This window comes from Nocardia sp. NPDC102475, assembly GCF_055584605.1.
In genome coordinates, this window is the sequence record NZ_JBVJLS010000023.1 from 1 (window position 1) to 20,871 (window position 20,871).

General features: G+C 65.5%; 22 protein-coding genes and 2 tRNA genes. 10 read left to right on the top strand and 14 right to left on the bottom strand.

Features of this window, described 5'->3' with window-relative positions:
• Positions 1–103 precede the first annotated feature (103 nt).
• Positions 104–832 (top strand): maleylpyruvate isomerase family mycothiol-dependent enzyme, encoded by a 729-nt coding sequence (locus ACZ60G_RS33245; protein ID WP_465815226.1) that lies wholly within the window; start codon positions 104–106, stop codon positions 830–832.
• 54 nt (positions 833–886) lie between these two features.
• Here the strand turns inward: ACZ60G_RS33245 and ACZ60G_RS33250 are convergent, their stop codons facing one another.
• Genes ACZ60G_RS33250 through ACZ60G_RS33270 form a run of 5 tightly spaced genes read right to left on the bottom strand, consistent with a single transcriptional unit; the run spans position 887 to position 4,533 of the window.
• Positions 887–1,330 carry a hypothetical protein gene (locus ACZ60G_RS33250; RefSeq protein ID WP_465815227.1) on the bottom strand — a complete coding sequence of 148 codons (444 nt, stop codon included), beginning with the start codon at positions 1,328–1,330 and terminating at the stop codon, positions 887–889.
• Positions 1,327–2,475, bottom strand: coding sequence for a molybdopterin-dependent oxidoreductase (locus ACZ60G_RS33255; RefSeq protein ID WP_465815228.1), 1,149 nt, complete (start codon positions 2,473–2,475; stop codon positions 1,327–1,329). Before ACZ60G_RS33255 ends, ACZ60G_RS33250 begins: the two co-directional genes overlap by 4 nt.
• Positions 2,476–2,516: 41 nt before the next feature.
• Positions 2,517–3,173 (bottom strand): methyltransferase domain-containing protein, encoded by a 657-nt coding sequence (locus ACZ60G_RS33260; protein WP_465815229.1) that lies wholly within the window; start codon positions 3,171–3,173, stop codon positions 2,517–2,519.
• Positions 3,170–3,865 carry a TIGR04282 family arsenosugar biosynthesis glycosyltransferase gene (locus ACZ60G_RS33265; protein ID WP_465815230.1) on the bottom strand — a complete coding sequence of 232 codons (696 nt, stop codon included), beginning with the start codon at positions 3,863–3,865 and terminating at the stop codon, positions 3,170–3,172. Before ACZ60G_RS33265 ends, ACZ60G_RS33260 begins: the two co-directional genes overlap by 4 nt.
• Complete coding sequence (locus ACZ60G_RS33270; RefSeq protein ID WP_465815231.1) at positions 3,862–4,533, bottom strand: glycosyltransferase family 2 protein; 672 nt, start codon at positions 4,531–4,533, stop codon at positions 3,862–3,864. The genes ACZ60G_RS33265 and ACZ60G_RS33270 overlap by 4 nt, the downstream gene beginning before the upstream one ends.
• A gap of 124 nt (positions 4,534–4,657) precedes the next feature.
• Between ACZ60G_RS33270 and ACZ60G_RS33275 the strand changes: the two genes are divergently transcribed.
• From ACZ60G_RS33275 to ACZ60G_RS33285, 3 genes are read left to right on the top strand one after another with little or no spacing between them, the layout of a single operon-like run.
• The gene (locus ACZ60G_RS33275) at positions 4,658–5,980 is read left to right on the top strand and encodes a hypothetical protein (protein WP_465815232.1); all 1,323 of its coding nucleotides are present in this window, start codon (positions 4,658–4,660) and stop codon (positions 5,978–5,980) included.
• 3 nt (positions 5,981–5,983) lie between these two features.
• Positions 5,984–6,679 (top strand): response regulator transcription factor, encoded by a 696-nt coding sequence (locus tag ACZ60G_RS33280; RefSeq protein ID WP_465815233.1) that lies wholly within the window; start codon positions 5,984–5,986, stop codon positions 6,677–6,679.
• Complete coding sequence (locus tag ACZ60G_RS33285) at positions 6,672–7,697, top strand: sensor histidine kinase (RefSeq protein ID WP_465815234.1); 1,026 nt, start codon at positions 6,672–6,674, stop codon at positions 7,695–7,697. Before ACZ60G_RS33280 ends, ACZ60G_RS33285 begins: the two co-directional genes overlap by 8 nt.
• Position 7,698: 1 nt before the next feature.
• Here the strand turns inward: ACZ60G_RS33285 and ACZ60G_RS33290 are convergent, their stop codons facing one another.
• The 4 genes from ACZ60G_RS33290 to ACZ60G_RS33305 all read right to left on the bottom strand — a co-directional run bounded on the left by ACZ60G_RS33290 (position 7,699) and on the right by ACZ60G_RS33305 (position 11,257).
• Positions 7,699–8,751, bottom strand: coding sequence for an NAD-dependent epimerase/dehydratase family protein (locus ACZ60G_RS33290; RefSeq protein ID WP_465815328.1), 1,053 nt, complete (start codon positions 8,749–8,751; stop codon positions 7,699–7,701).
• A 385-nt stretch (positions 8,752–9,136) separates the two neighbouring features.
• Complete coding sequence (locus ACZ60G_RS33295; RefSeq protein ID WP_465815235.1) at positions 9,137–9,754, bottom strand: carboxymuconolactone decarboxylase family protein; 618 nt, start codon at positions 9,752–9,754, stop codon at positions 9,137–9,139.
• A 2-nt stretch (positions 9,755–9,756) separates the two neighbouring features.
• Entirely contained in the window at positions 9,757–10,080 is a 324-nt protein-coding gene (locus tag ACZ60G_RS33300; RefSeq protein WP_387295719.1) for a hypothetical protein, read from the bottom strand.
• A gap of 46 nt (positions 10,081–10,126) precedes the next feature.
• Positions 10,127–11,257 carry a nitric oxide synthase oxygenase gene (locus ACZ60G_RS33305; RefSeq protein WP_465815236.1) on the bottom strand — a complete coding sequence of 377 codons (1,131 nt, stop codon included), beginning with the start codon at positions 11,255–11,257 and terminating at the stop codon, positions 10,127–10,129.
• A gap of 411 nt (positions 11,258–11,668) precedes the next feature.
• Between ACZ60G_RS33305 and nicT the strand changes: the two genes are divergently transcribed.
• Together nicT and ACZ60G_RS33315 are read left to right on the top strand one after the other, a co-directional pair.
• Complete coding sequence (nicT, locus tag ACZ60G_RS33310) at positions 11,669–12,775, top strand: Nickel transporter NicT (RefSeq protein ID WP_465815237.1); 1,107 nt, start codon at positions 11,669–11,671, stop codon at positions 12,773–12,775.
• Between the two features lie 85 nt (positions 12,776–12,860).
• Positions 12,861–13,925: an alpha/beta hydrolase gene (locus ACZ60G_RS33315; RefSeq protein WP_465815238.1), complete on the top strand. Its 1,065-nt coding sequence runs from the start codon at positions 12,861–12,863 to the stop codon at positions 13,923–13,925.
• Here ACZ60G_RS33315 and hisC read toward each other — a convergent pair.
• A complete protein-coding gene (hisC, locus tag ACZ60G_RS33320; RefSeq protein WP_465815239.1) occupies positions 13,922–15,004 on the bottom strand; it encodes a histidinol-phosphate transaminase in 1,083 nt (360 codons plus the stop codon). The two genes, ACZ60G_RS33315 and hisC, sit on opposite strands and share 4 nt — an antisense overlap.
• Positions 15,005–15,100: 96 nt before the next feature.
• On the opposite strand from hisC, the gene ACZ60G_RS33325 reads away from it, so the two are divergent.
• The 3 genes from ACZ60G_RS33325 to ACZ60G_RS33335 all read left to right on the top strand — a co-directional run bounded on the left by ACZ60G_RS33325 (position 15,101) and on the right by ACZ60G_RS33335 (position 16,135).
• Positions 15,101–15,841, top strand: a complete 741-nt coding sequence (locus ACZ60G_RS33325; RefSeq protein ID WP_465815240.1) for a dienelactone hydrolase family protein — start codon at positions 15,101–15,103, stop codon at positions 15,839–15,841.
• Positions 15,842–15,932: 91 nt separating this feature from the next.
• Positions 15,933–16,022: transfer RNA gene (locus ACZ60G_RS33330), tRNA-Ser, on the top strand.
• A gap of 40 nt (positions 16,023–16,062) precedes the next feature.
• Positions 16,063–16,135 (top strand) — tRNA-Arg (locus ACZ60G_RS33335).
• Between the two features lie 367 nt (positions 16,136–16,502).
• On the opposite strand, the gene ACZ60G_RS33340 is transcribed toward ACZ60G_RS33335, so the two are convergent.
• Positions 16,503–17,459, bottom strand: coding sequence for a helix-turn-helix domain-containing protein (locus tag ACZ60G_RS33340; protein ID WP_397043622.1), 957 nt, complete (start codon positions 17,457–17,459; stop codon positions 16,503–16,505).
• A 191-nt stretch (positions 17,460–17,650) separates the two neighbouring features.
• On the opposite strand from ACZ60G_RS33340, the gene ACZ60G_RS33345 reads away from it, so the two are divergent.
• Entirely contained in the window at positions 17,651–18,478 is an 828-nt protein-coding gene (locus ACZ60G_RS33345; RefSeq protein WP_465815241.1) for an alpha/beta fold hydrolase, read from the top strand.
• Between the two features lie 185 nt (positions 18,479–18,663).
• On the opposite strand, the gene ACZ60G_RS33350 is transcribed toward ACZ60G_RS33345, so the two are convergent.
• The 3 genes from ACZ60G_RS33350 to ACZ60G_RS33360 all read right to left on the bottom strand — a co-directional run bounded on the left by ACZ60G_RS33350 (position 18,664) and on the right by ACZ60G_RS33360 (position 20,781).
• Positions 18,664–19,500 (bottom strand): hypothetical protein, encoded by an 837-nt coding sequence (locus ACZ60G_RS33350; RefSeq protein WP_465815242.1) that lies wholly within the window; start codon positions 19,498–19,500, stop codon positions 18,664–18,666.
• A 184-nt stretch (positions 19,501–19,684) separates the two neighbouring features.
• Positions 19,685–19,891 (bottom strand): DUF397 domain-containing protein, encoded by a 207-nt coding sequence (locus ACZ60G_RS33355; RefSeq protein WP_465815243.1) that lies wholly within the window; start codon positions 19,889–19,891, stop codon positions 19,685–19,687.
• On the bottom strand, positions 19,888–20,781 hold the full coding sequence (locus ACZ60G_RS33360) for a helix-turn-helix domain-containing protein (protein WP_465815244.1): 894 nt from the start codon (positions 20,779–20,781) through the stop codon (positions 19,888–19,890). Before ACZ60G_RS33360 ends, ACZ60G_RS33355 begins: the two co-directional genes overlap by 4 nt.
• Positions 20,782–20,871 lie beyond the last annotated feature (90 nt).

Genomic DNA, 20,871 nt, shown 5'->3' on the forward strand with positions numbered 1-20,871 from the left:
ACACCACGAAGCCATGGTCCACATCGCGATGATCATGACCATGTCACGACGACTGGCCCGCACCCGATAGCCGAGATCTCAGACACTCACTAAGGTCGGTTCGGTGACCAGCGACGCGCCGGAGACCACCGTTCAGCTCGAAACCGTCGCCGCGGCGACGAACCGTCTGCTCGACACCATCCGCGGGCTCGACGATGACGTGACCCTGCCCTCGCTGCTGCCCGGGTGGACGCGGGGACATCTGCTCGCGCACCTCGCGCGCAATGCCGACAGTCTGGTCAATCTGCTGCTCTGGGCGCGGACCGGGATCGAAACACCGCAGTACGCCAGCATGTTCATCCGGGATGCCGATATCGAGGCGGGTGCGCCGCGGCCACTTGCCGAGCAGTTGGCCGATAACGAAGCGGCGGCGAATCGCTGGCTGGCGCTCGCGCAGACCGCTCCCGATGAGGCATGGACGGCGACCGTCCGGACCAGGCAGGGACGGCCTATTCCGGCGACCGAGGTCATTTGGATGCGGCTGCAAGAGGTGGAGATCCATCATGTCGATTTGGCGGCCGAATACCAACCTGGTGACTGGCCAAAGGATTTCGTTGCTCGGCTGCTTCCGCGGGCTGCTGCCGATTTGACCAAGGGGATTGCTGCTGGGGCTGATCCTTCAGTTGCGTTCGAGGTGCGCAGCACTGATACGGACTTCACCGCGACTGTTGGGAGTGGTTCTCCTGACCACACCGTCCGCGGGCCCGCTTCTGCCTTGCTCGCGTGGCTGCTGGGTCGTTCCGATGGTGTCGAGCTCAGTGGCGCGTTGCCGACGCTTCCCTCGTGGAAATAGCGGCGCGAGGAGAGCACCTCGCTACGTTGCGGATCGGCGGCCGAGCTTCGTCTGTCACGGCGACCGGAGGCCCGGTATCTCGTTGTGTGCGCGGCCCCGGCCGGCCCGGCCGGCCACAGCGTGAGCGAGGAAAACCAGCGACCATACAAGGATCAACGTGACTGCCAGTCCGACGGGATAGTTGCGGTCCAGGACGGTGGGATTGCTCGGCATGCCCTCGCCACGGTCGAGGACCGGGAGGGCGATCAGTACCAGCGCGACCGAGCAGACGGCACCGCAGGCGGTGACGGCCCACCAGGTGGGTGGCAGCAGGTGGCGAGCGGTGAGTCCGAGTGCGGCGCAGATCGGGGCGAAGACCGCATCGTGCAGCAGGATTCCCCCCGCGAACCAGATCGCGACCGAGTCGAGATCTGTTGGGGGTAGGTCGAATAACGCGCTGATGCCGTACCAGCCGAGCCAACTGCCGACGAGCAGGAGCAGTATGCGGGCGGCGATCATGACAGCACCTCGATTTCGGACAGCCATTTCGTTTGCAGGACGCCGGGTCGGTTGGGTGCGATGAGACGGCACGGGTAGCCATGGTCGAGATCGAGGGTTTCGCCATTGATGGTCAGGGCGACCAGGGTGCTGTCGTCGACCGCATGACGTTGCGGGAGAATCGAACTCCCGTAGATGCCGGTTTGCTCCAGCGAGCGGAAGCGGATATCGCCACCGGCATAGTCGCCGACCGCCGCCAGCAAATCCAGCAGGCGCACCCCGGACCAGTCGGCGCCCGCGCTCCAGCCTTCGACGCAGGCAATCGGCAAGCCGGCCCGCGTCTGCGGCAGGGAAAGCAGTTCGTCCCTGGTGAATTGGCGCTTCTGAGCGCCGATGGTGACCGTCAACCGGTACTCGGGATCTCGGGCCAGGTCACCGACCCCGGCTGCCGCGGCCGATCGGTTGACCGGAACGCCCTGTGGCCCGTGCCCACTGCGCGGCGCGAGCACGGCAGCCCAGCGCAGGAACGGAATCGTCTGCCCGGCGACGGCCAACCCCGCTGCGACGGCAGCGACACCAGCACCTGTCAGCACCGCACGTCGCGAGATGTGCGGCCGCGTACTGGTGCCGGCAGGCGGCTCGGTCGGGGATTCGACCAGCCGATGTTGCAGCGCGTCCCGGATGACGGGAAGTTTGACCGCCAAATGCACGGCCAATGCGCCGACGGCGACGTAGGCCATGGCGTAGTGCGCGGTGGGGAAGAAGAACTTCCACGGGTAGTACTGGGCGATATTGAGGAGCCCGGTCGACAGCTGGAAGATCGTCGCGCCGACCAGGATCGCGATGGAGCCGCGTTCGACGATTCGCAATAGCGAACCGATGATCGGGCGGTGGAACAGTCTGGGATACACCGCCCACAGCTTCACCAGCAGCAGTGGGATCGCCGCGACACCCGAGATCACATGCGCGCCCTGGGTTACCCGATACAGCCAGACAGGATGGGCGGGCCACCAGAACCAGCTCGGTGGATGCTGAATCCAGTGGCTGAGCAAACCGGTGCAGAAGCACAGCAATATCGCGCTGCCCAGAGCGATCCCCACGCGACTCGCGACCGCGGGCCCGCGTGCGGATGTCACCGGTGGGCGCGCGATATTCGGGAATTTCATACGAAATCGCGCTTGCGATTCCATCCAGCTGCCGCGCTTCATCACAACGCCCACCGACTACTCGAAGCGGGCCTGCCCGATCGCAACCAGGCGATATGCCGACCGGACACCTCCATCGCCGTCACCATGCGGAACCCGGCCGCCGCGGCCAACTCTTCCGCGCGATCGATCCCCACCCGCGCCCACGGAAACCATTCCCCCACTCGGTCTCTCGTCTCCAGCCGAATCGGATTAGACACCACACCGGCACCGGGACGGGCGAATTCGACCACTGCGATGCCATTGCGTGCGAGGAGTTCGCCCGCGCGGGTCAGCAAGCGGACCGGATCGCCACCGATCCCGATATTGCCGTCCGCCAGGATCGCGTAGGACCAACGGCCGGAGCCGGGCAGCGGTCCGAACAGGTCGCGCCGCAATGCGGGCGCGCCACGAAATCTGGTGGTAGCCACGGCCATCGGCGAGATATCGACACCCAACGCGATGACTCCGCGCTGCAGCAGTGCCGTGACCAGCCGCCCCGGACCGCAGCCCAGATCGAGCGTCGGTCCATCGCAACAGCAGGTCAGCGCGGCATCGGCCGGACGGTCGGCGGCATCGAAGCCCAGCCAGCGCCGGGTGCGCAGGGGATGGCGTCGTCCGTCCGTATCGCGCACCCAGCAGTCCTCCCCCGCCAGCGCGAGATCGAAGATGTCGCTCATCGGGGTGCCAGCAGGGTGTGGTGCAGCTGATGGATCAAGCGCGCGAACCGCCCGTCGGATTCGCGCGCCACCTCGAGTGCGTCGGCGAAGGTGTCGACATCGTTGTAGCGCGGCAGCGAGCGCATGCGAAGTCCACAGCTCCGCATGGCTTCCAGGGTGAGCTCGCCGGTTTGATCGGTCGACATGGGAACGTCGACGAGTGTGCGCGCTGCCTGGGGTGTCGGCAGCCCGAGTGCCCACCAGCCGCCGTCGTCGGCGAGACCGAGCAGTGCGTCGCCGCGCAATACCAGCTCGCGGGCGGCCCAAGTCAGCACCTCCGGGCCGATCTGCGGTGTGTCCATGCCGATCTGCAAAACCGGCAGCCCGTACCGCGCGGCATCGGCGTGCGCGTTGGCCAAGCGTTCGCCGAAAGACGCACCACGCTGCGGGATGACCTCGAAATCAGTCAGCGCCCTTGCCACTTCATCCGCACACTCGGCATCCGCGAGCTCTCCGGTGAACGCGACGACATGGTGCGCGACCGGACTCCGCGACATCGACTCCAAGGTGTCCAGCAGCGATGCCGCAGCGACTCGGGCCGCATCAGGAGGCGAAAGCGGCGGTGTCAGACGTGTTTTAGCGAGACCAGCAATCGGGGCCTTGGCCAGCACGAGCAGTGTCGCGGCCACGGGCGAGGGTCGAAAGTAATTCATCGCAGCACCGCCAGGAAGTCGCGAGTGGCGCGCACGGTGCCGGGCCACGATCCGGATACCTTCGAAACTCCACCCGCCCGTGGCCGATACGCGATATCGCGCTCGACCACACGCCACCCCGCCCCTGCGGCGCCGATCAGCAGTTGCAGCGGATATCCGGAGCGGGTGTGCAGCGGTCCGAGGGAAAGCAGAGCGGCCCGGCGGGCCACCCGCATGGCACCGATATCGTGCACGGGTAGCCCGTATCGGCGACGCAAGCGCCCGGCGATGACTCGATTGCCGAGCCGCGCATGCCACGGCCACACACCGCGACGCACCGGCTTACGCCGTCCGACCGCCAAATCGGCACCGGCACGCACCAGTTCGACCAGCGGCGGCAACTCCCTCGGATCCATCGAGCCGTCGCCATCCAGAACGGCCACCAAATCCGTTCTGGCCGAGGCGATCCCGGCTTGCACGGCAGCCCCGTACCCGGGGCTCGCCTCGGATACGACAGCGGCGCCGCACCGGCGGGCCACCTCGGCCGTCGCATCGGTCGAGCCATTGTCCACGACCAGCGCATGGAACCCGGCCGGGATGGCCGCGAGCACACCTGGCAACGCCTCAGCTTCGTCTCGGCACGGGATGACAACGGTCACGCCGCCCGGGTTGTGGAGGGTCTCGGTCACCTTCTCGACGCTAGGCCAGCCCTGCCGAATCAAGGCCGCAAAACTGGTGACGAAACAGTGACGTCCGCATTCAGAACCGCTCGAGCACCGGTTTTTCAGGCACGGCGGCCCTATGGTGAGGGTCGTGCATGACGTGACGGAGGCTGCGACACGGCCACGCGGCCGGATACGTGGCGAGTATCTGGGAGCAGGCATTGCCGCCGCACTCACCCTGACAGCATTCCTGGTACCGCGAATTGCCAGCGAACAATGGCGGAGCAAGCTCTACGCCGGTTCGGCCCCCATCTTCGGCAACTGGTTGCCGCATGTCGGCTGGGGTTCGGTACCGGCCATCGCGATCGCGATACTGGTCATCGGTTTCGGTCCCGCGATGGCCGCGTCGCTGCCCTGGCGAAGGCTGCTCGCGACGTCTTGGGTGACTGCTCTGGCCTGGGCCTTCGCCTTGGCCATGATCGACGGCTGGCAACGCGGATTCACCGGACGACTCGCCGACGGCCACGAATATCTGTACGAAGTCCCCGGCGTCCGCGATATCCCGGCCATGCTGCGCGGATTCTCCGGCCGCATCCTGGATTTCCAACCGGACTCCTGGACGACCCACGTCTCCGGGCATCCACCTGGCGCGCTGCTGTTCTTCGTCCTGCTCGATCGCATCGGCCTGCGCGGCAGCGGTTGGGCGGGACTGGCGTGTCTGCTGATCGGGTCCAGTGCGATCGTCGCGGTCGCGGTCACGCTGCGCGCGCTCGGTGCCGAGGATCGAGCCCGAAAGGCATTGCCGTTCTTGACAATAGCGCCCGCCGCGATATGGATCGCGGTTTCGGCGGACGCCATGTTCGCGGGTGTCACGGCATGGGCGGTAGCGCTGCTGGCGATCGCGATCCGGCGGCCGTGGGTCGCGGTCGCTTCCGGTGTGCTTTTCGGGCTCGGCATCTATCTCAGCTACGGCCTCGTGGTGATGGCTCTACCCGCCGTCGCGGTCCTGGTCGCGGGCCGAACCGTCCGTCCGCTGCTACCTGCCGTATTCGGCGCGCTGATCGTCGTGGTTGCCTTCACGCTGGCCGGTTTCTGGTGGCTGGATGGCTATCACCTGGTGGTCGAGCGGTACTACCAGGGCATCGCCACCGAGCGTCCGTACGCGTACTGGGTGTGGGCGAATCTCGCCGCCACCGTCTGTGCGGTCGGCCTGGCCACCGCCGCCGGATTACCACGCGCGCTGCGCAGACCGCTCGATGCGACCGGGCTCTTGGTAGCGGCGGGATTGTGCGCGATATTGGTGGCAGACCTCAGTGGCCTCAGCAAGGCGGAGACCGAGCGCATCTGGCTGCCGTTCGACGTCTGGCTGCTCGCCGCGACCGCGTTTCTGCCGCAGTCCACCGCCCGAGTCTGGCTATTCCTGCAAGCGCTCGGCACGCTCGTACTCGCCCACACGATCCTGACGAATTGGTAATCCATGAGCATTCTGATCGCCGACGACGACCCGCTGGTCCGTGATGTGGTGCGGCGCTATCTCGAACGCGACGGACTGACCGTCGTGGAAACCTCGGACGGCGCCTCGACCATGGCACAACTCACCGAACCCACCGGCGACCCCGTCGAACTGGCCGTCCTCGATGTGATGATGCCCGCCCCCGACGGCATCGAAATCTGCCGCGCGGTGCGTTCCGGCCCACGCCCGGACACCCCGATCATCCTGCTCACCGCACTCGGCGACGAGGACGATCGCGTGCTCGGCCTGGAGGCGGGTGCCGACGACTACGTCACCAAACCGTTCAGCGCCCGCGAGCTCGCATTGCGGGTCGCCTCGGTGCTGCGGCGTTCGCAGGCGACGCGGCAGCCGAGCACAGAACTACTGCGCGACGGCACGGTCGAGGTGCGGCCGGATTCGCAGGCGGTGCTGGTGGACGGCAGGCCGGTCGACCTGACCGCGCGCGAATACGATCTGCTCGTCTTCCTGCTGCGCCACCCGCACCAGGTGTTCAGCCGGGAGGAACTGCTGGCCAAGGTGTGGGGCTGGGATTTCGGCGACCTGTCCACGGTCACCGTGCATATCAAGCGGCTGCGGGCGAAACTCGGTGACCGGCATCGGATCGAGACGGTATGGGGCCGCGGCTACATCTGGGGCCGGAATGGAGAATCCAGTGCCTGAGAACACACTGCAATTGATCGGCTACGTACTGGCCTGCTCGCTTCCGATCGTCGCCATCGGCGCGGCGATCCTGCGCGCCACCAGCAATCGCTCCATGACCGCGAGCATGGCCGTGCTGGTGCTGATCCCGACGCTGTCCACGCTCGCGGGCATTATCGGGGTCAGCGGGTTGATGTTCACCGATGAACTCGAGCGCACGGCGGTCGTGCTCGCGGTCGTCGCGGCGGTCACCGTGCCCGCCGCCCTGCTGCTCGGGCGAGAACAGGCTCGCAAGACCGTCTGGGAGAAGCAGATCCGCGAACAGGAGCGGATGGCGGAGCGCTCGCGCCGCGAACTCGTCGCGTGGGTGAGCCACGACCTGCGGACCCCGCTGGCCGGTATCCGCGCGATGGCCGAGGGACTTTCCGACGGCGTAGTCACCGGCACCGACGATGTGGCCCGTTACGCGGAACAGATTGTGCGCGAGACCGATCGGCTGTCGGTCATGGTCGACGATCTGTTCGAAATGTCGAAGATCAACGCGGGCGCGTTGCGTTTGGAATTGGAGCCGGTCGATCTGCGCGAGTTGATCGATGAGGTATTGGCCGCCAACCGACCGAATGCCGAACGCGCCGAAGTCCTGCTGCGCGCGGAACAGCCCGACTCCGAAATCGTTGTCGCGGCGAGCGATCGAGCCCTGGGCCGCGTGCTGACCAATCTGGTCTCCAACGCGATCGCGCACACCCCACCCGGCGGCCAGGTAGCGATATCCGCAGGCACGTCCAACGGCCAGGCTTGGGCGCGCGTCGACGACACCGGTCCGGGCATCTCCGAGGCCGACCTGCCACGAATATTCGAGGTCGCCTACCGCGGCACCGCCGCTCGCTCGCCCGTCGCCTCCGACGGCGTGTCCTCCGGAAGCGGTATGGGTCTCGCGATCGCCGCGGGTCTGGTCGAAGCCCACCACGGCGATATCAGCGCCGAGAACCGAGAGCAGGGCTGCCGATTCGAAGTTCGGCTACCACTCAGCGAAAACTGAACTACGCGACCGGCGCACCCGCCCCGGCAACCGCCCGCAGCGGTGCGAAGGCGAATTCGGCAAGGCCGTCGTGCGGATCCACCCGCGCGGTGAATCCCAGAACGCGTTGCGCCTGTTCGGGGCTCGCGACGATATGCCGCACGTCGCCGGGTCGATAGCGTCCGGTGATCACCGGTTCGGGACCACCGCGCGCCGCGGCCAACGTGGTGGCTACCGCGCCGATGGTGATCGGACGTCCCGAGGCGATATTGAGCGGAACGAAACCGGTGTGCGCATATTCGACCGCCGCGAGATTCGCCGCGGCGATATCACTGACATGCACGAAATCCCGCGCCTGCCTGCCGTCTTCGAAAACCTGCGGCGGCGCACCTGCCTCCAGCGCCGATCGGAAGATCGCGGCGACTCCGGAATATGGTGTATCCCTTGGCATATCGGGGCCATAGACATTGTGATAGCGCAATGCGGTGACCCCGGATTCGGTGACCGCCGCCCACGCGGACGCGTAATGCTCCTGCGCCACTTTCGCCGCCGCATAAAGACTCCGCGGCCGCAACGGCGCATTCTCCGGCACCGCCTCCCAACCCAACACCTCATCCGAATCCGGATCCCGATGCTCGAACATCCCGCTCTCGAGATCCCCGCGCCTGCGCACCCCGACCTCAACGGTCCGAGCCCCGCGATACCGCCCCTCCCCATAGACCACCATCGATGAAGCCAGCACCAACCGGCGACACCCGGCCCGGTCCATCGCCGCCAATAAAACCGCGGTCCCCAAGTCGTTATGACTCGCATAAGCGGGCGCATCCTGCGCACTCACCCCCGCACCCACCACCGCGGCCTGATGACAAACCACATCGATCCCCCGCAATACCGAATCCAGCGCATCCGCATCCCGCACGTCGACCAACCGGACGTCCTCTGGAACAACCGCACCAAACCCGTGCGCCGCGGGCAGCATCACATCAATCGCCACCACCTCGTGCCCCACACCCACCAACTCCTGATGCACACGCGTCCCGATAAAGCCCGCCGCCCCGGTCAGCAATACCCGCATTTCACCACCACCCCGAGTCCTGGTGCCCAACCCGCCCGCAACCCACTCCATCGTTTACCGAGGTCATGCCCTGATTGTGATGCCAAGCGGCCAAAATTCGCCGCAACCAGGCCACGTCGTCAGACTTTCGTCACGATCCCAGGCGGCTGCCGAAGTGACCGTCGATGCGCTGACCGGCGGATGCCGCAGCTACCGGATTCCTAGCTCCTGAGGTAGTCGAGATCCGTCGAGCGCAGTCATATGGCGGCGCCGCGGGGCGTGCCGTGCAGCGTTTCGACTGCGCTCGGCGAGCGAGCCGGTCCTGATGGCGCGGCAACCTATCTGGACGGGGTACTAGGAGACTGACTCCGTCGGTTCCCGAGGGCACCTTCGCGAGCAGCAGAGTTCAAGCGCCGCGGGAAAGGTAGCGGACGGGAGGCGGGGTTCGGTAGCCGAAGGCTTTGATGAAGCGGGCGCCGATTTGGGCTTCGCCGGCTCCGAGCGCCTCGGCGCCTACAGTGTTCATTAATCGGTTGATGACATTGAAAAGGGTTGCCACCCAGACGGCTTCGTCGAAAGCCTCGGCGGTGACGCCGGCCGCACGGACTTTATCGGCGTCGCCGGGAGTGAGGCCATCGGGATCGCGGACCATTTTGCCGACGAATTCGAGCATGGCGCGAGCTTCGGGGCGCAGGGGCGAGTTTTCGCCGTCGGCCAGGGCTTCATCGACCAGCTCCGCGGCGATATATGCGCCCGCGATGCCCCGGTGGGCGGAGTCGCAGAAGGGGCATTCATTGGACTGGGAGGCCCTGGTTGCGAAGATTTCGCGTTCGGCGACGGTCCAGCAGGACGGTCCGCGCATGGCGTCCTGGATGAGGTCGGAAAGCGGGGTGCCGAAATACCGGTGCCGGTAGCAGATGACCTTCATGACCGCGGGAACCTCGGTGCGACCCAACCGCTGCATGGTCGCGAACATGATTCGGGCCGGGAGTTCTTGGCCGGATTCGACTGCGTCGAGCCACATTTTCAGCGCCCCTCCCAGGAGCGGCGGGCAGCGCGCAGCCGTCGGTCGGCGGCGCCGTACGCCGCGACCACGGCCGCCTCGAAGATCTCGTCGTCGCTGCGTCCCGCCTCGGCCAGCGTCGTGATGTTCTTCTCGGTGAGCCGATACGAACGTTCGGCGACCAACTCGACGAAATCGGCGAGATCATCGGGGACCCCGGCCGCACCTTCTTCACCCGAGGACCGCGCCCGAATCGACCGCCGCACCTCGACCGGCAGCCGTCCCGGCGCACCTTCGAGATGCGCGCCGAATTCTTCCCATTTCGAGCCCATGGAACGCCGTGCCATGGCCCCATTCTTGCCCATCAATCGCACTACCGCTGCCGAACGAAGATCAGATTTCGCCTTCCTCGCCGAAGTCCCGACGCACGAAATTCGGGCGCAGGTCCGGCTCGGGTTCGTCGTAGTAGCGGTGGAAGGTCGGGGTCACGCCCGACGAAATCGGCGGATTGACCCAGCTCCAGTCGGTCGGGCATTTGCGGCCCGCGGCCTGCTCCCGATCGACGTGGTCGCAGAACTGCTTGGCGACCGTGTGGTGGTCGACGATGTACACCCCCGACTTCCGAAAGCTGTACAGCACGGCGCGATTCAATTCGACCAGGGCCTGATCGCGCCACAGTGAACGCTCGTATCTGGTATCCAGGCACATCATTTCGGCAATGAGCGGCAACATGTTGTACCGGGTGGTGTCACTGAGATTGCGTGCGCCGATTTCAGCTCCCATATACCAACCGTTGAACGGTGCGAACGGGTAGGTGATGCCGCCGATCTCCAGGTTCATATTCGAAACCGCGGGCAGCACATGCCATTTCAGGCCGAGTCCGGCGAACCAGTCGAATTCGGGATGTTCGAGTTCGACCTCGCGGGCCAGTTCGGGCGGGATGTCGAACCAGCGGATCGGCTCGTCCGGAGTGCTGATGAGCACCGGCAGGATGTCGAAGGGCGTGCCGCTGCCGCGCCAGCCGAGCTTCATGGCGAATTCGGTGATCGCGATATTGGCCGGGTCACCGGTCACGGTGCCGTCGCCGTTGCGGTAACCGGCGTAGCGGATGAGTTGCGGACTGACGATGCGGAATTCGCGGCCGTCGGCCTGGCGCGGTGGTCCGACGGTGATCATCGATTGGATGGCGCCGCCGTTGGTCGCCATATGCAGGTGCTGCCAGCAGACCTCGGCCAGGTCGCGGGCCGAGCGCACCCGCCGTGCGTCGAGCAATTTCAGTGATCGCCAGTGTTTTCGCCCCACGCAGCGAGCGTGGTTGCGCCACGCGAGCTTGGCGCCGATCAGGATCTCCTCGGCGGTCTGCACGTAGCTGCCGGTTTGTTGGAGTTGCTCCAATGCGGTGCGGCGGCGGTTCGCGGATAGATGCGCGAGTTCGGGCAATCGGAAGAACTCATCGCACTCCCGCATTCGCCTTTTCAGATCGAGGCCGAAAGGTTTTGTGTCAGCGGAGCTTTCGAGCGACATGACGGGTAACGCTTGATTCACGGTTTTCTCCGGTCGGGCATCAGGTACTGCGGCTAAACAGACAGGCATTGATCGAGCAGAGAATTTCGCGCGCGGAGCGCAGCTGACACCGGGCTACACCGGAGGTCCGCGCGGTAGCCTCCACGTTGCGGGGAACCGGGATACGGCAGACGGTTTCGGCAGCGGAGCCGCGCAGGTTGTCTGGTTGCCGATCGCGCGCACAACATCATGACCTGGCCGCTGCCGTTTGCTGTCCACGATCATGCTCGTCCCAATCGACGCCTGAAAACGCCCGCACAGCAGCCTAAGACCGGTGTGCTGGCCGTGTGCCCGAATTCGACGTAATGCCTGTTCGGAATCTGCCGGACACCGGCAACTGTTTGCCGATCGGCCCGAACCCGACCGACCTGTATGTTGCGCTCGCAGTACCGTTATACGAACGGTTCGTCCAGCAGTGAGGATTGGCTCGTGCGCAGCGTTGTCGGTATGGCGGTGACCGTTCTGGCGCTGCATGTCATCGGCTGGGGGACTCTGCTGTTATTCGTGGTGCCGGGACATCACGTGGTGCAGGGCGCGGTCTTCGGAGTCGGTCTCGGCGTCACCGCCTACACCCTCGGCATGCGGCACGCCTTCGACGCCGACCACATTGCCGCGATCGATAACACCACCCGAAAGTTGGTGGCGGAGAACGGCAAGCACCGGGTGCAGACGGTCGGTTTCTGGTTCGCGCTCGGCCATTCCAGCGTGGTGTTCATCCTGGTCGCGCTGCTGGCGTTCGGGGTGCGGGCACTGGCGGCGAATCTGGAGAACCAGGATTCGGGGCTGCAGCGGTGGACCGGGCTGTGGGGCACCGGCATCTCGGGCACCTTCCTGATCGTCATCGGTCTGCTGAATCTGGCCTCGCTACTCGGCATTTGGCGCGTCTTCCGACGAATGCGGCAGGGCGACTTCGACGAGGCGCAGCTCGAGCGCGAGTTGGACAGCCGGGGCCTGTTGAACCGGGTGCTCGCGCCGGTGGTGCGGCTGGTCGAGAAGCCGTGGCAGATGTTTCCGGTCGGGCTGTTGTTCGGACTCGGCTTCGACACCGTGACCGAGGTCGGTCTGCTGGTGATCGCGGGCGGCGCGGCCGCGACGGGACTGCCCTGGTATTCGATTCTTGTGCTGCCCGTGCTGTTTTCGGCGGGTATGGCGCTGTTCGATTCGCTCGACGGCTCATTCATGAGCTACGCCTACGACTGGGCCTTCGCCGAACCGGTCCGCAAGATCTACTACAACCTGGTGATCACCGGACTGTCGGTGGCGGTCGCACTGCTGATCGGTGGACAGGAGATCGTGTCGATCTTCGCCGAACGGCTCGAAGTCGAATCCGGAATCGTCGCATGGATCGGGAATCTGGATCTGGGTGATCTCGGCTACATCGTGGTGGGTCTGTTCGTGGCGACCTGGGTGATCGCGGCGGCGATATGGCGCTTCGCCGGAGTGGAACGCCGCTGGCAGGGTGACCTTGCCACGAAATAGCCAGTCCGAGTACCTCATGCCACATACCAACCGGCATGTTTCTCGCTTGCGCACCTACTTTCGCATTTCTGGCAGGATGGGCGCCATGCTGTCTCGGCGCGAGGTGCGGCGTTGGGTCTCCAGCGCCATAGTTGGCGTCGCACTGATTGCCGGTGCGGCGATGTTCGGTCCACCCCCGGTGCTAGCAGCGCCCGGCGACCAGCCCCGCCCGAATACCGGCTCGGCGGATGGTCCCTCCCCCGCGGAGCCGACCGTCCCCGGTGTCAAGCAGGCTTCGATCGATCGGATCGTGCCCATCAACGATCGGTGGCTGCGGGTGTGGGTGAATTCACCCGCGATGAGTCGCGCCGTCGAGGTGCAGGTGTTGCTGCCGCGCGAGCAGAACCATCCGCGGCCGACCGTCTACATGCTCGACGGACGCAGTGCCGAGGCGGAGAGCAACAACTGGACCGAACTCGGGCACGCGGACAAATTCTTCGAAGACAAAGACGTGAACGTGGTGCTGACGGTCGGCGGACCGGCCAGCTTCTACACCGACTGGCAGCGCCCGGACCCGGTGCTCGGCACCAATATGTGGGAGACCTTCCTGACGAAGGAACTGCCGCCGCTGATCGATGCGAAGTTCAACGGCAACGGCCGCAATGCCGTCATGGGCGTCTCCATGGGCGCCGAGGCCGCGATGATGCTGGCCTTCCGGCAGCCGAAGCTGTACACAGCGGTGGCCGCGCACAGCGGCTGCTTCTCCATGGGCACCGATCTCGGACAGGCGCAGGCCCGCGCGGTGGTCGCGACCTACCGTGGCGGACCGGACAATATGTTCGGCGATCAGCACGATTCCGCCTGGCTCGACCACGACGTGCTGCTGCACGCGGAAGCGTTGCGCGGCAAGGCGATCTACCTGTCGGTCGGCAGCGGACTGCCCGGTAAATACGACACCCCGAACAACCCGGATCTGGTCAGCACCATCGGATTCGGCGGTCCGCTCGAGGCCGCGACCAATATGTGCACCCGCAGGCTGGCCGATCGGCTCGCCGCGCTCGGGATTCCGGTGACCGCGAACTTCCGGGCGACCGGCACGCATTCGTGGCCGTACTGGGCCGACGAGTTGGGCCTGTCCTGGCCGACGATCTCGCGGGCGTTGGGCGTTTAGCCGATTCCGAAGCGCGCCAACACATCCGGATCGGTCGCGAACCGCAGGAACTGCTCGTTCTCGTGCGGGTCACCGGTGGTCACCCGCACACCATCGATGCCGTACGGCCGCAGCAGCACCCCCGCCTCCGCGCTCACCTCACCGTATTCGGCGCTGCGCTCACCCAGCGGCAGCCACAGGAAGTTCGACTCGCTCGGCGGCACCTGGTAGCCCGCGGCGAGCAGTGCGTCGCGCACCCGATCGCGTTCGACGACGAGATTGTCGGTGCGGTCGAGCAGCTCGTGCCGCGCCTCCAGCGAGGCGATCGCGGCCGCCTGCGCGACCCGGTTCACGCTGAACGGGATGTGCACCTTCAACAGCGCGGTGATCACCGCCGGATCGCCGACCGCATAACCCGCACGCAGCCCCGCCAGACCGTACGCCTTGGAGAAGGTCCGCAGCACAACGACATTGGGCCGATTGCGGCCGAGCTCGACACCGTTCGGGCGCTGCTCGGGGGTGAGCCGCATGTATTCGAAATAGGCCTCGTCGAGCACGATCAGCACATGCTCCGGGATCGCGTCCAGGAAGCGGACCAACTCGGCCTCGCCGACCGCGGTGCCGGTCGGGTTGTTCGGATTGCAGACGAAGATCAGCTTGGTGCGCTCGGTGACCGCGGCGGCCATCGCATCCAGATCGTGCACGTACTCTCGCGTAAGCGGCACCTGCACGGCGGTCGCATTGCCGACCTGGGTGACGATCGGATACGCCTCGAAGGAGCGCCACGCGAACAGCACCTCGTCGGTCGGTGCGTCACAGGTGATCTGCACCAGCTCCTGACACAACGCGACGCTGCCACAGCCGACCGCGACGTTCGCCGAGGAGACGCCGAGGAAGTCCGCGATTGCCGCACGCAGCTCGGTGACCTGATTATCCGGGTAGCGGTTCGCCAATTCCGCGGCCTCGGCAATGGCCTTCGCGGCGGAGGGGAGCGGACCAAAGGTGGTCTCGTTGCTGGCGAGCTTGACCGCGCCGGGATGGTTGCGGCCGGGGACGTACGCCGGGATCGAATCGAGGTCCGGCCGGATGTGCGCTGTCACCGTTCAACCATATGCCGGGTCCTCGAAAATCTGGGCGCCAGGGCCGCTCACGTGCAATTTCTCGCGAAGATCAGCAGATCCACCTACCCTTGTTTCATGTCGGGCATTTACGACGATATTGCGCCGCTACGTAGTCGCGACGACATCATTTCCGGTTCGGACCCACAACCATCGACCGATGATCGGCTTCGGACCGCCAGCGCCCAGGTGCCCATCACGGTGGCCGAGCCGGAGGGCAATGCGCGCGGCGGCATCGTGGTGCTGCACGAGGACCGGGAGTTCACCGGGACATTGCTGGAACTCATGAAGGCCCTGGCGACCGAGGGCTGGACGGTGGTAGCGCCCAATCTGTTCCATCGCATAGACGGCGAGCCTGCGCAGGAGGTTTTCGGCGACGAACTCTTCGACGATTTCGACGCCTGCTTCGACTGGCTCACCCGCCGCGGCGTCTTCCCGGACTGCATCGGCGTGCTCGGCTTCGACCACGCGGGCACCGCGGCCTTCCTGGTAGCGACCAATCGCCCCGTCGGCGCCGCGGTCAGTGTCGCCGCGGCCGGCATCATCGAACCGCTCACCGACGAGGCCGATGCCCTCATCCGCGCGGCCCCCGATCTGCAAGCGCCATGGCTCGGACTCTTCGGCGCCGACGACCCGGACACCCCGCCCACCCACGTGGATCAACTCCGGGACGCCACCGCCCGCGCCGCGGTCGCCAGCCTCGTGGTGACCTATCCGGGCCTGCACCACCGCGCCGACCGACAAGGCGGCGACGAAGACTTCGATCTCGTCGATTCCCAGACCCGGATTTTCGACTGGTTCGACAGCAATCTTCGGTGATTACCTGGCGTTTTGCGATCTGGACGTCGGCTACTGTAACCTTCCTGTTCGGCGGTTCGAAAGGACCGGTGCCCTCGAAGAGAAGGCTCCAGGAGGCGTGCCAGAGCGGCCGAATGGGACTCACTGCTAATGAGTTGTCCCTTCACGGGGACCGGAGGTTCAAATCCTCTCGCCTCCGCCACACCCCGGTTCGCCGGGACTGTACAACTGAACACAGGCATGCGCCCGTAGCTCAACGGATAGAGCATCTGACTACGGATCAGAAGGTTAGGGGTTCGAATCCCTTCGGGCGCACTTCATTCGCGGATGGCTCATGCTCACGGAGAGCGTGAGCCATTGCTCATTTCGTCATGTTTTGTGGGGGTGGAACCCCCACACCCCCACCCCGGAGGGCTTTGCCCCCGGACCCCCTGGCCGGCCGGAGGGCTTCGCCCCCGGCTGGGGTCGAATCCCCTCGGGCGCACTCGTATTTGTCGACATGAGTGCCCATCAACCTTGGCGGCCGTGTGCCCGTCAGCTGGCATGGACAGCCAGGTTCCACCACGAAACGAACTGCGCATCTTCGGATTTCAGCTCCCAGCGCGCGACGAGTTCGAAGAACTCATCTCTCGCAGATACCCTCGCAACGTAGCCTCTCGAAAATCACCGAGCGTCGACGCCGTCAGCGCGGTCGCACTTCCTGCGGAGTGACCCCGAACCGCGCCTTGAAGGCGGAGCCGAAGGCGCTGAGGGAGCGGAAACCGCTGGCGTAGGCGATGTCGGCGACGGTGCGGGTGGATCGGGCTTCGCGGAGGCCGCGGTGCGCGCGGTCGAGCCGCTCGCCGCGGATCAGTTCGCTCGGTGTGGTGCCGGTGTGGTGCAAGGCCAGTTGGATCTGCCGCAGTGACCAGCCGAGGCTTCGCGCGATCGCGGCCGGTGTCAGGTTCGGGTCGTCGGCGTGCCGGCGGACGTGGTCACGAACCGCGGTGTCCACCGTGGCCAGCACGGTCGGCATCTCGTTTCGGTGGCGCAAGCAGAGGCGGAGCAGATCGACGATCGTGTCACAGGCCGAGGCGAACTCGGGCCCGTCGAGGGCATCACGTTGCTCACCGAGTTCGGTGATCATGCCGACGACGACCGAGCCCAGGCCCTTTCGCAAGTCGACCAGCGCAGGTCCCGCGCCGAGCTCGAGCGGCAGAGTGCCCGCGGGGACATTCATCACCCACCCGCGGGCAGCCTGGGGTTGACCGAAATCCACGGGACGCGTCTTGGTGACCACCGCGCCGTGCCCCGGAAGCACCTGGGCGGTGGTGTCGTCCTGTCGTACGCGCAACGCGCCGGACATCGGGATCATCACGCGCAGACTATCGTCGTGGTCCTGGCGGATATCCGCGCGCGTCCTGGCGTAGACGACACTGTCCGACCAGAAATCGATCAGCTGATAGCCCGCGTATCGCTGCACGGCCGTAGTTCCACGGAACGCCGACCGGCTGGCGAAACGAAACTGCAACGTGCCCTGGTTACGACAGACATGCTCAGCCCAGAGGTCGGCCGAATCACCGGGCGCGACCATGCCGGTATCGACCCGTTCCACCAGGTATGGCTTGGCGACCGACACGAGCAACCTCCCGACCGACATGCGCGTTTCCGTCAGACCCGTGCACATTTCAGGTCGAGCGCGCATCGGTCCGCGTCTTAGCGTTAGCCGATCGTACAGCTCACAGCCCATCGCACCGGTGCGTTGCTCAGCCGTCGGCGGGGCCCGTTCGGCACGGGCACCAACGTCCGACGCGGCTGCGCAGGCTCGGAACCACCCGCACGGAGGCACAGATGAAGCGCACGCATACTCACGTATCGACTCGGCTGGGGCTGGTGCATGCCGTCATAACCGGCAGCGGCGATCCGATCGTGATGTGGCCGAGCCTTCTGATGGACGCTGCCCTCTGGGACGCCCAGGTCGATTACTTCGCGCGGAATCACCTGACCATCGCGGTGGATCCGCCCGGCCACGGGAGGTCCAGTCGTCTCGAACAGCGCTTCACCTTCGAGGAGTGCGCGGGCTGCGTGGTCGACATCCTCGATCAGCTCGGGATACGGCGAACGCATTTCATCGGGAACTCGTGGGGCGCCATGATCGGCGGCACCCTCGCAGCCACATTCCCTGAGCGCGTCGAAACCGCCGTGCTGATGAACGGCACGGCATCGCCGGCTCCTACCGTTCAGCAGATGCAGTACCGGATGCTATTGATGGTGATCCGGATTCTCGGCGGGATTCGCCCGCCACTCACCAAATCGGTGGTTCGCGCGTTTCTCGGTCCGACGACCGTAAGCGCGCGCCCGCAGGTCGTCCGAAAGGTCGTCGACATCGCTCGTGGCAATGATCCGGTATCGATCATCAATGCCGTGCACTCCGTGGTGATCGATCGCCCGGACCAACGAGACCTCTTCGCCTCGATTACCTGCCCCACGCTGATCGTCGGAGGTCGCGAGGACCGCACCTTCCCCCTGCCCGAACTCCAGGCCATGGCGGACGCCATCCCGGGCTCGGAGCTCGTGGTCATCGACGGGGCCGCACACCTCACGGCCGCGGAAGTCCCCGACGAAGTCAACCGTCTGGTCGAAACCTTCCTGGCCAACCGCGCCGCGACGAGCAATTAGTCCGGGCCGTCGGCTCGCGAAGGCCAGGGGCCGGCGCCACTATTCGCCGGGGAGGGTGGAGTAGAGCAGGTTTCGGAAATCTGTGGCCGGTCGCGCTTCACGTTGGCGAGTGACCACGCCGATCTGATTCGGATACCGCCTGAACGCCAGATGCATGCGCCACCGACGGTCAGGTCAGGCGGACATCAGCGACGAACCCAACCCTGTGCGCGGTCGGCCAAGTTCCACCACGAAACGAACTGCGCATCTTCGGATTTCAGGTGCCAGCGCGCGGTGAGGCCATCGAAGAACGCGGCATCGGCGGTCTTTCCACCTTTCGGCTCTCCGATGTAGACCAGCCGTTCGCCACCGTCGGCCTCGAACGCGGCAAGCGCGTTGGACGCCATCGTGTTGCCCCAGCCCGGAGGCCAGCAGAGGAACAGCACATCATCCGAGCCGCCGCTCGGACGTGCCGCGAACTCATCGAGATTTCCGACCCGATGCCATACATCCGACTGACCGGCCGCACCGAGAAACGACACGTTCTCCGTCTTGTCCGGCGGTTCGGAGTCGTACGCGTCGACGCCCACTCTCACCTCGGTCAGCTGGGCCGCCCAATACCCGCGCCCGGCGCCCAGTTCGACTACCTTGCGGCAATCGCAGAACTGAGCCACCCACTCAACCGTCTCCGGAGACGGGATGGCGTATGCGTAGACGGCCTGCAAGATTGTCTGGGCGAACCCCAGACGCGCACTGCCCTTCGCTCGACCACCGTTCACCACGCGACGGCCCTCGTACTCGAACACCGACGGCGCGACGATCTCCCAATACGGATTCGCGCTGACCGACCGGCCACCGGTCATGTAGTGCACGAACCGCAGATCGAACGCAGCGTCGGCCCGGTCATCGCCGGTCCCCGCCAACATCGGAGCCGTGTCCAAGTACTCCGCCACCTTCGGGTACTCGTCGCGAAGCCGCTCCTCATCACCAAGCAACGCCGCCAGTTCGTCCCGCCGATCCGCCGTCAACGCGAGCTCAGTCATCCGTCAATTCTGGACTGACACAGCCCAATTCGTGCGCACTTCCGCAGGCAGAGCCGACCCGCTCAACGATCACGCTCTAATGTGCGACGCAAACGGGATTGTGGGCAGGACGCCTGGTGTGGGTACCCCTATACGCACGAGCCCCGCCATCCTCGAAGAGGGGCGGGGCTGTCGCTCAGCGGAACTACGAGCGGTTGAATTCGCCGTCGACTACGCCAGCGGTGAACGCTTCCCACTCGCCGGGGGTGAAGACCAGCGCAGGGCCAGCCGTGTTCTTCGAGTCGCGAACACCGACCATTCCCTTATCGAGGAACGCGACCTCTACACACTCCTGGCTAGCCGAACTGTGGCTGCTCTTGAACCACCGCGCCCCCGACAGATCGACCTTCACCGAGCCAACTCCTCTGCAATCTGCTGAATCAGTCCGCGGCTCGCGTCCTCATCCAGTGCCACACGCTGAATGCCAGCATAGGCGTCCCGATACTCGTCGACCTCGTCTGTCTTCTCCAGGTAGAGCGCACCCGTGAATCCCTGGATGTAAACGACGGGAGGTTCGGTCAGCTTCGCCGTTGGATGCCGAGGAAATTCGAGAAGAACGAACGAACCGGTGAACACCCCCTTATGCCTTCCAGCCGAGAGGGGCACCACACGCACCGAGACGTTCGGAAGTCGACTCGCTTCGACCAAGTGTGTGAGCTGGGCGGACATGACCTCCGGCGAGCCCTGGACGCGACGCAAGACGGACTCATCGAGCAGGACGCGCATCTCGAGCGGCTTGGCCTTGCTGTGGAGTCGTTCCTGCCGTCTGCGGTGGAGTTCGATCCGGCGCTCGACCTCATCGGATGGCATGCCGGGAAACTCGGTCCAGTGCAGTTCCCGTCGGTACTCGGGGGTCTGCAACAAGCCGGGAATCAGAGTCGTGTGGTAGGAGCTGAACCGTTTGGCGGCGTCCTCCAGTCCGACGTAGAGATCGAAGTGTTTCGGTATGGCGTCGCCATAGGCATGCCACCACCCCTTTGCCTGAGATTCTTCGGTCAGCCCGAGGAGTACATCCGCTGTCTCATCCCCGACGCCGTACATCTGTGCCAGATGGATGATGAACAACGGATTGATGCGCGTCGGTTGCCCTGTCTCCATGCGCCAGAATGTCTGCTTCGATACGCCAATGGCCTTCCGGGCTGCCTCGACACCTATCCCCGCCTTTTCTCGCCGATCCCGGAGCAAGCGGGCGAGTATCCGGCGCGGGAGGGTCGAACCTGTCGTCACTGCATCTGAGGTCATCGTGTCGGCTCCATAGCGTTGCTAACGGCTCACGTTCGTCTGGGAACCAATCTTGCCGTCGCTGCGGAATCTTGTGTGCTCGTTGCCGAA

Excerpts from the sequence above, each read along its gene's own strand:
- ACZ60G_RS33250 (WP_465815227.1), bottom strand. The coding sequence starts at position 1,330 with ATGATCGCCGCCCGCATACTGCTCCTGCTCGTCGGCAGTTGGCTCGGC.
- ACZ60G_RS33255 (WP_465815228.1), bottom strand. The coding sequence starts at position 2,475 with ATGAAATTCCCGAATATCGCGCGCCCACCGGTGACATCCGCACGCGGG.
- ACZ60G_RS33260 (WP_465815229.1), bottom strand. The coding sequence starts at position 3,173 with ATGAGCGACATCTTCGATCTCGCGCTGGCGGGGGAGGACTGCTGGGTG.
- ACZ60G_RS33265 (WP_465815230.1), bottom strand. The coding sequence starts at position 3,865 with ATGAATTACTTTCGACCCTCGCCCGTGGCCGCGACACTGCTCGTGCTG.
- ACZ60G_RS33280 (WP_465815233.1), top strand. The coding sequence starts at position 5,984 with ATGAGCATTCTGATCGCCGACGACGACCCGCTGGTCCGTGATGTGGTG.
- ACZ60G_RS33290 (WP_465815328.1), bottom strand. The coding sequence starts at position 8,751 with ATGCGGGTATTGCTGACCGGGGCGGCGGGCTTTATCGGGACGCGTGTG.
- ACZ60G_RS33295 (WP_465815235.1), bottom strand. The coding sequence starts at position 9,754 with ATGTGGCTCGACGCAGTCGAATCCGGCCAAGAACTCCCGGCCCGAATC.
- ACZ60G_RS33300 (WP_387295719.1), bottom strand. The coding sequence starts at position 10,080 with ATGGCACGGCGTTCCATGGGCTCGAAATGGGAAGAATTCGGCGCGCAT.
- ACZ60G_RS33305 (WP_465815236.1), bottom strand. The coding sequence starts at position 11,257 with ATGTCGCTCGAAAGCTCCGCTGACACAAAACCTTTCGGCCTCGATCTG.
- nicT (WP_465815237.1), top strand. The coding sequence starts at position 11,669 with ATGTTGCGCTCGCAGTACCGTTATACGAACGGTTCGTCCAGCAGTGAG.
- ACZ60G_RS33315 (WP_465815238.1), top strand. The coding sequence starts at position 12,861 with ATGCTGTCTCGGCGCGAGGTGCGGCGTTGGGTCTCCAGCGCCATAGTT.
- ACZ60G_RS33325 (WP_465815240.1), top strand. The coding sequence starts at position 15,101 with ATGTCGGGCATTTACGACGATATTGCGCCGCTACGTAGTCGCGACGAC.
- ACZ60G_RS33340 (WP_397043622.1), bottom strand. The coding sequence starts at position 17,459 with ATGTCGGTCGGGAGGTTGCTCGTGTCGGTCGCCAAGCCATACCTGGTG.
- ACZ60G_RS33345 (WP_465815241.1), top strand. The coding sequence starts at position 17,651 with ATGAAGCGCACGCATACTCACGTATCGACTCGGCTGGGGCTGGTGCAT.
- ACZ60G_RS33350 (WP_465815242.1), bottom strand. The coding sequence starts at position 19,500 with ATGACTGAGCTCGCGTTGACGGCGGATCGGCGGGACGAACTGGCGGCG.
- ACZ60G_RS33360 (WP_465815244.1), bottom strand. The coding sequence starts at position 20,781 with ATGACCTCAGATGCAGTGACGACAGGTTCGACCCTCCCGCGCCGGATA.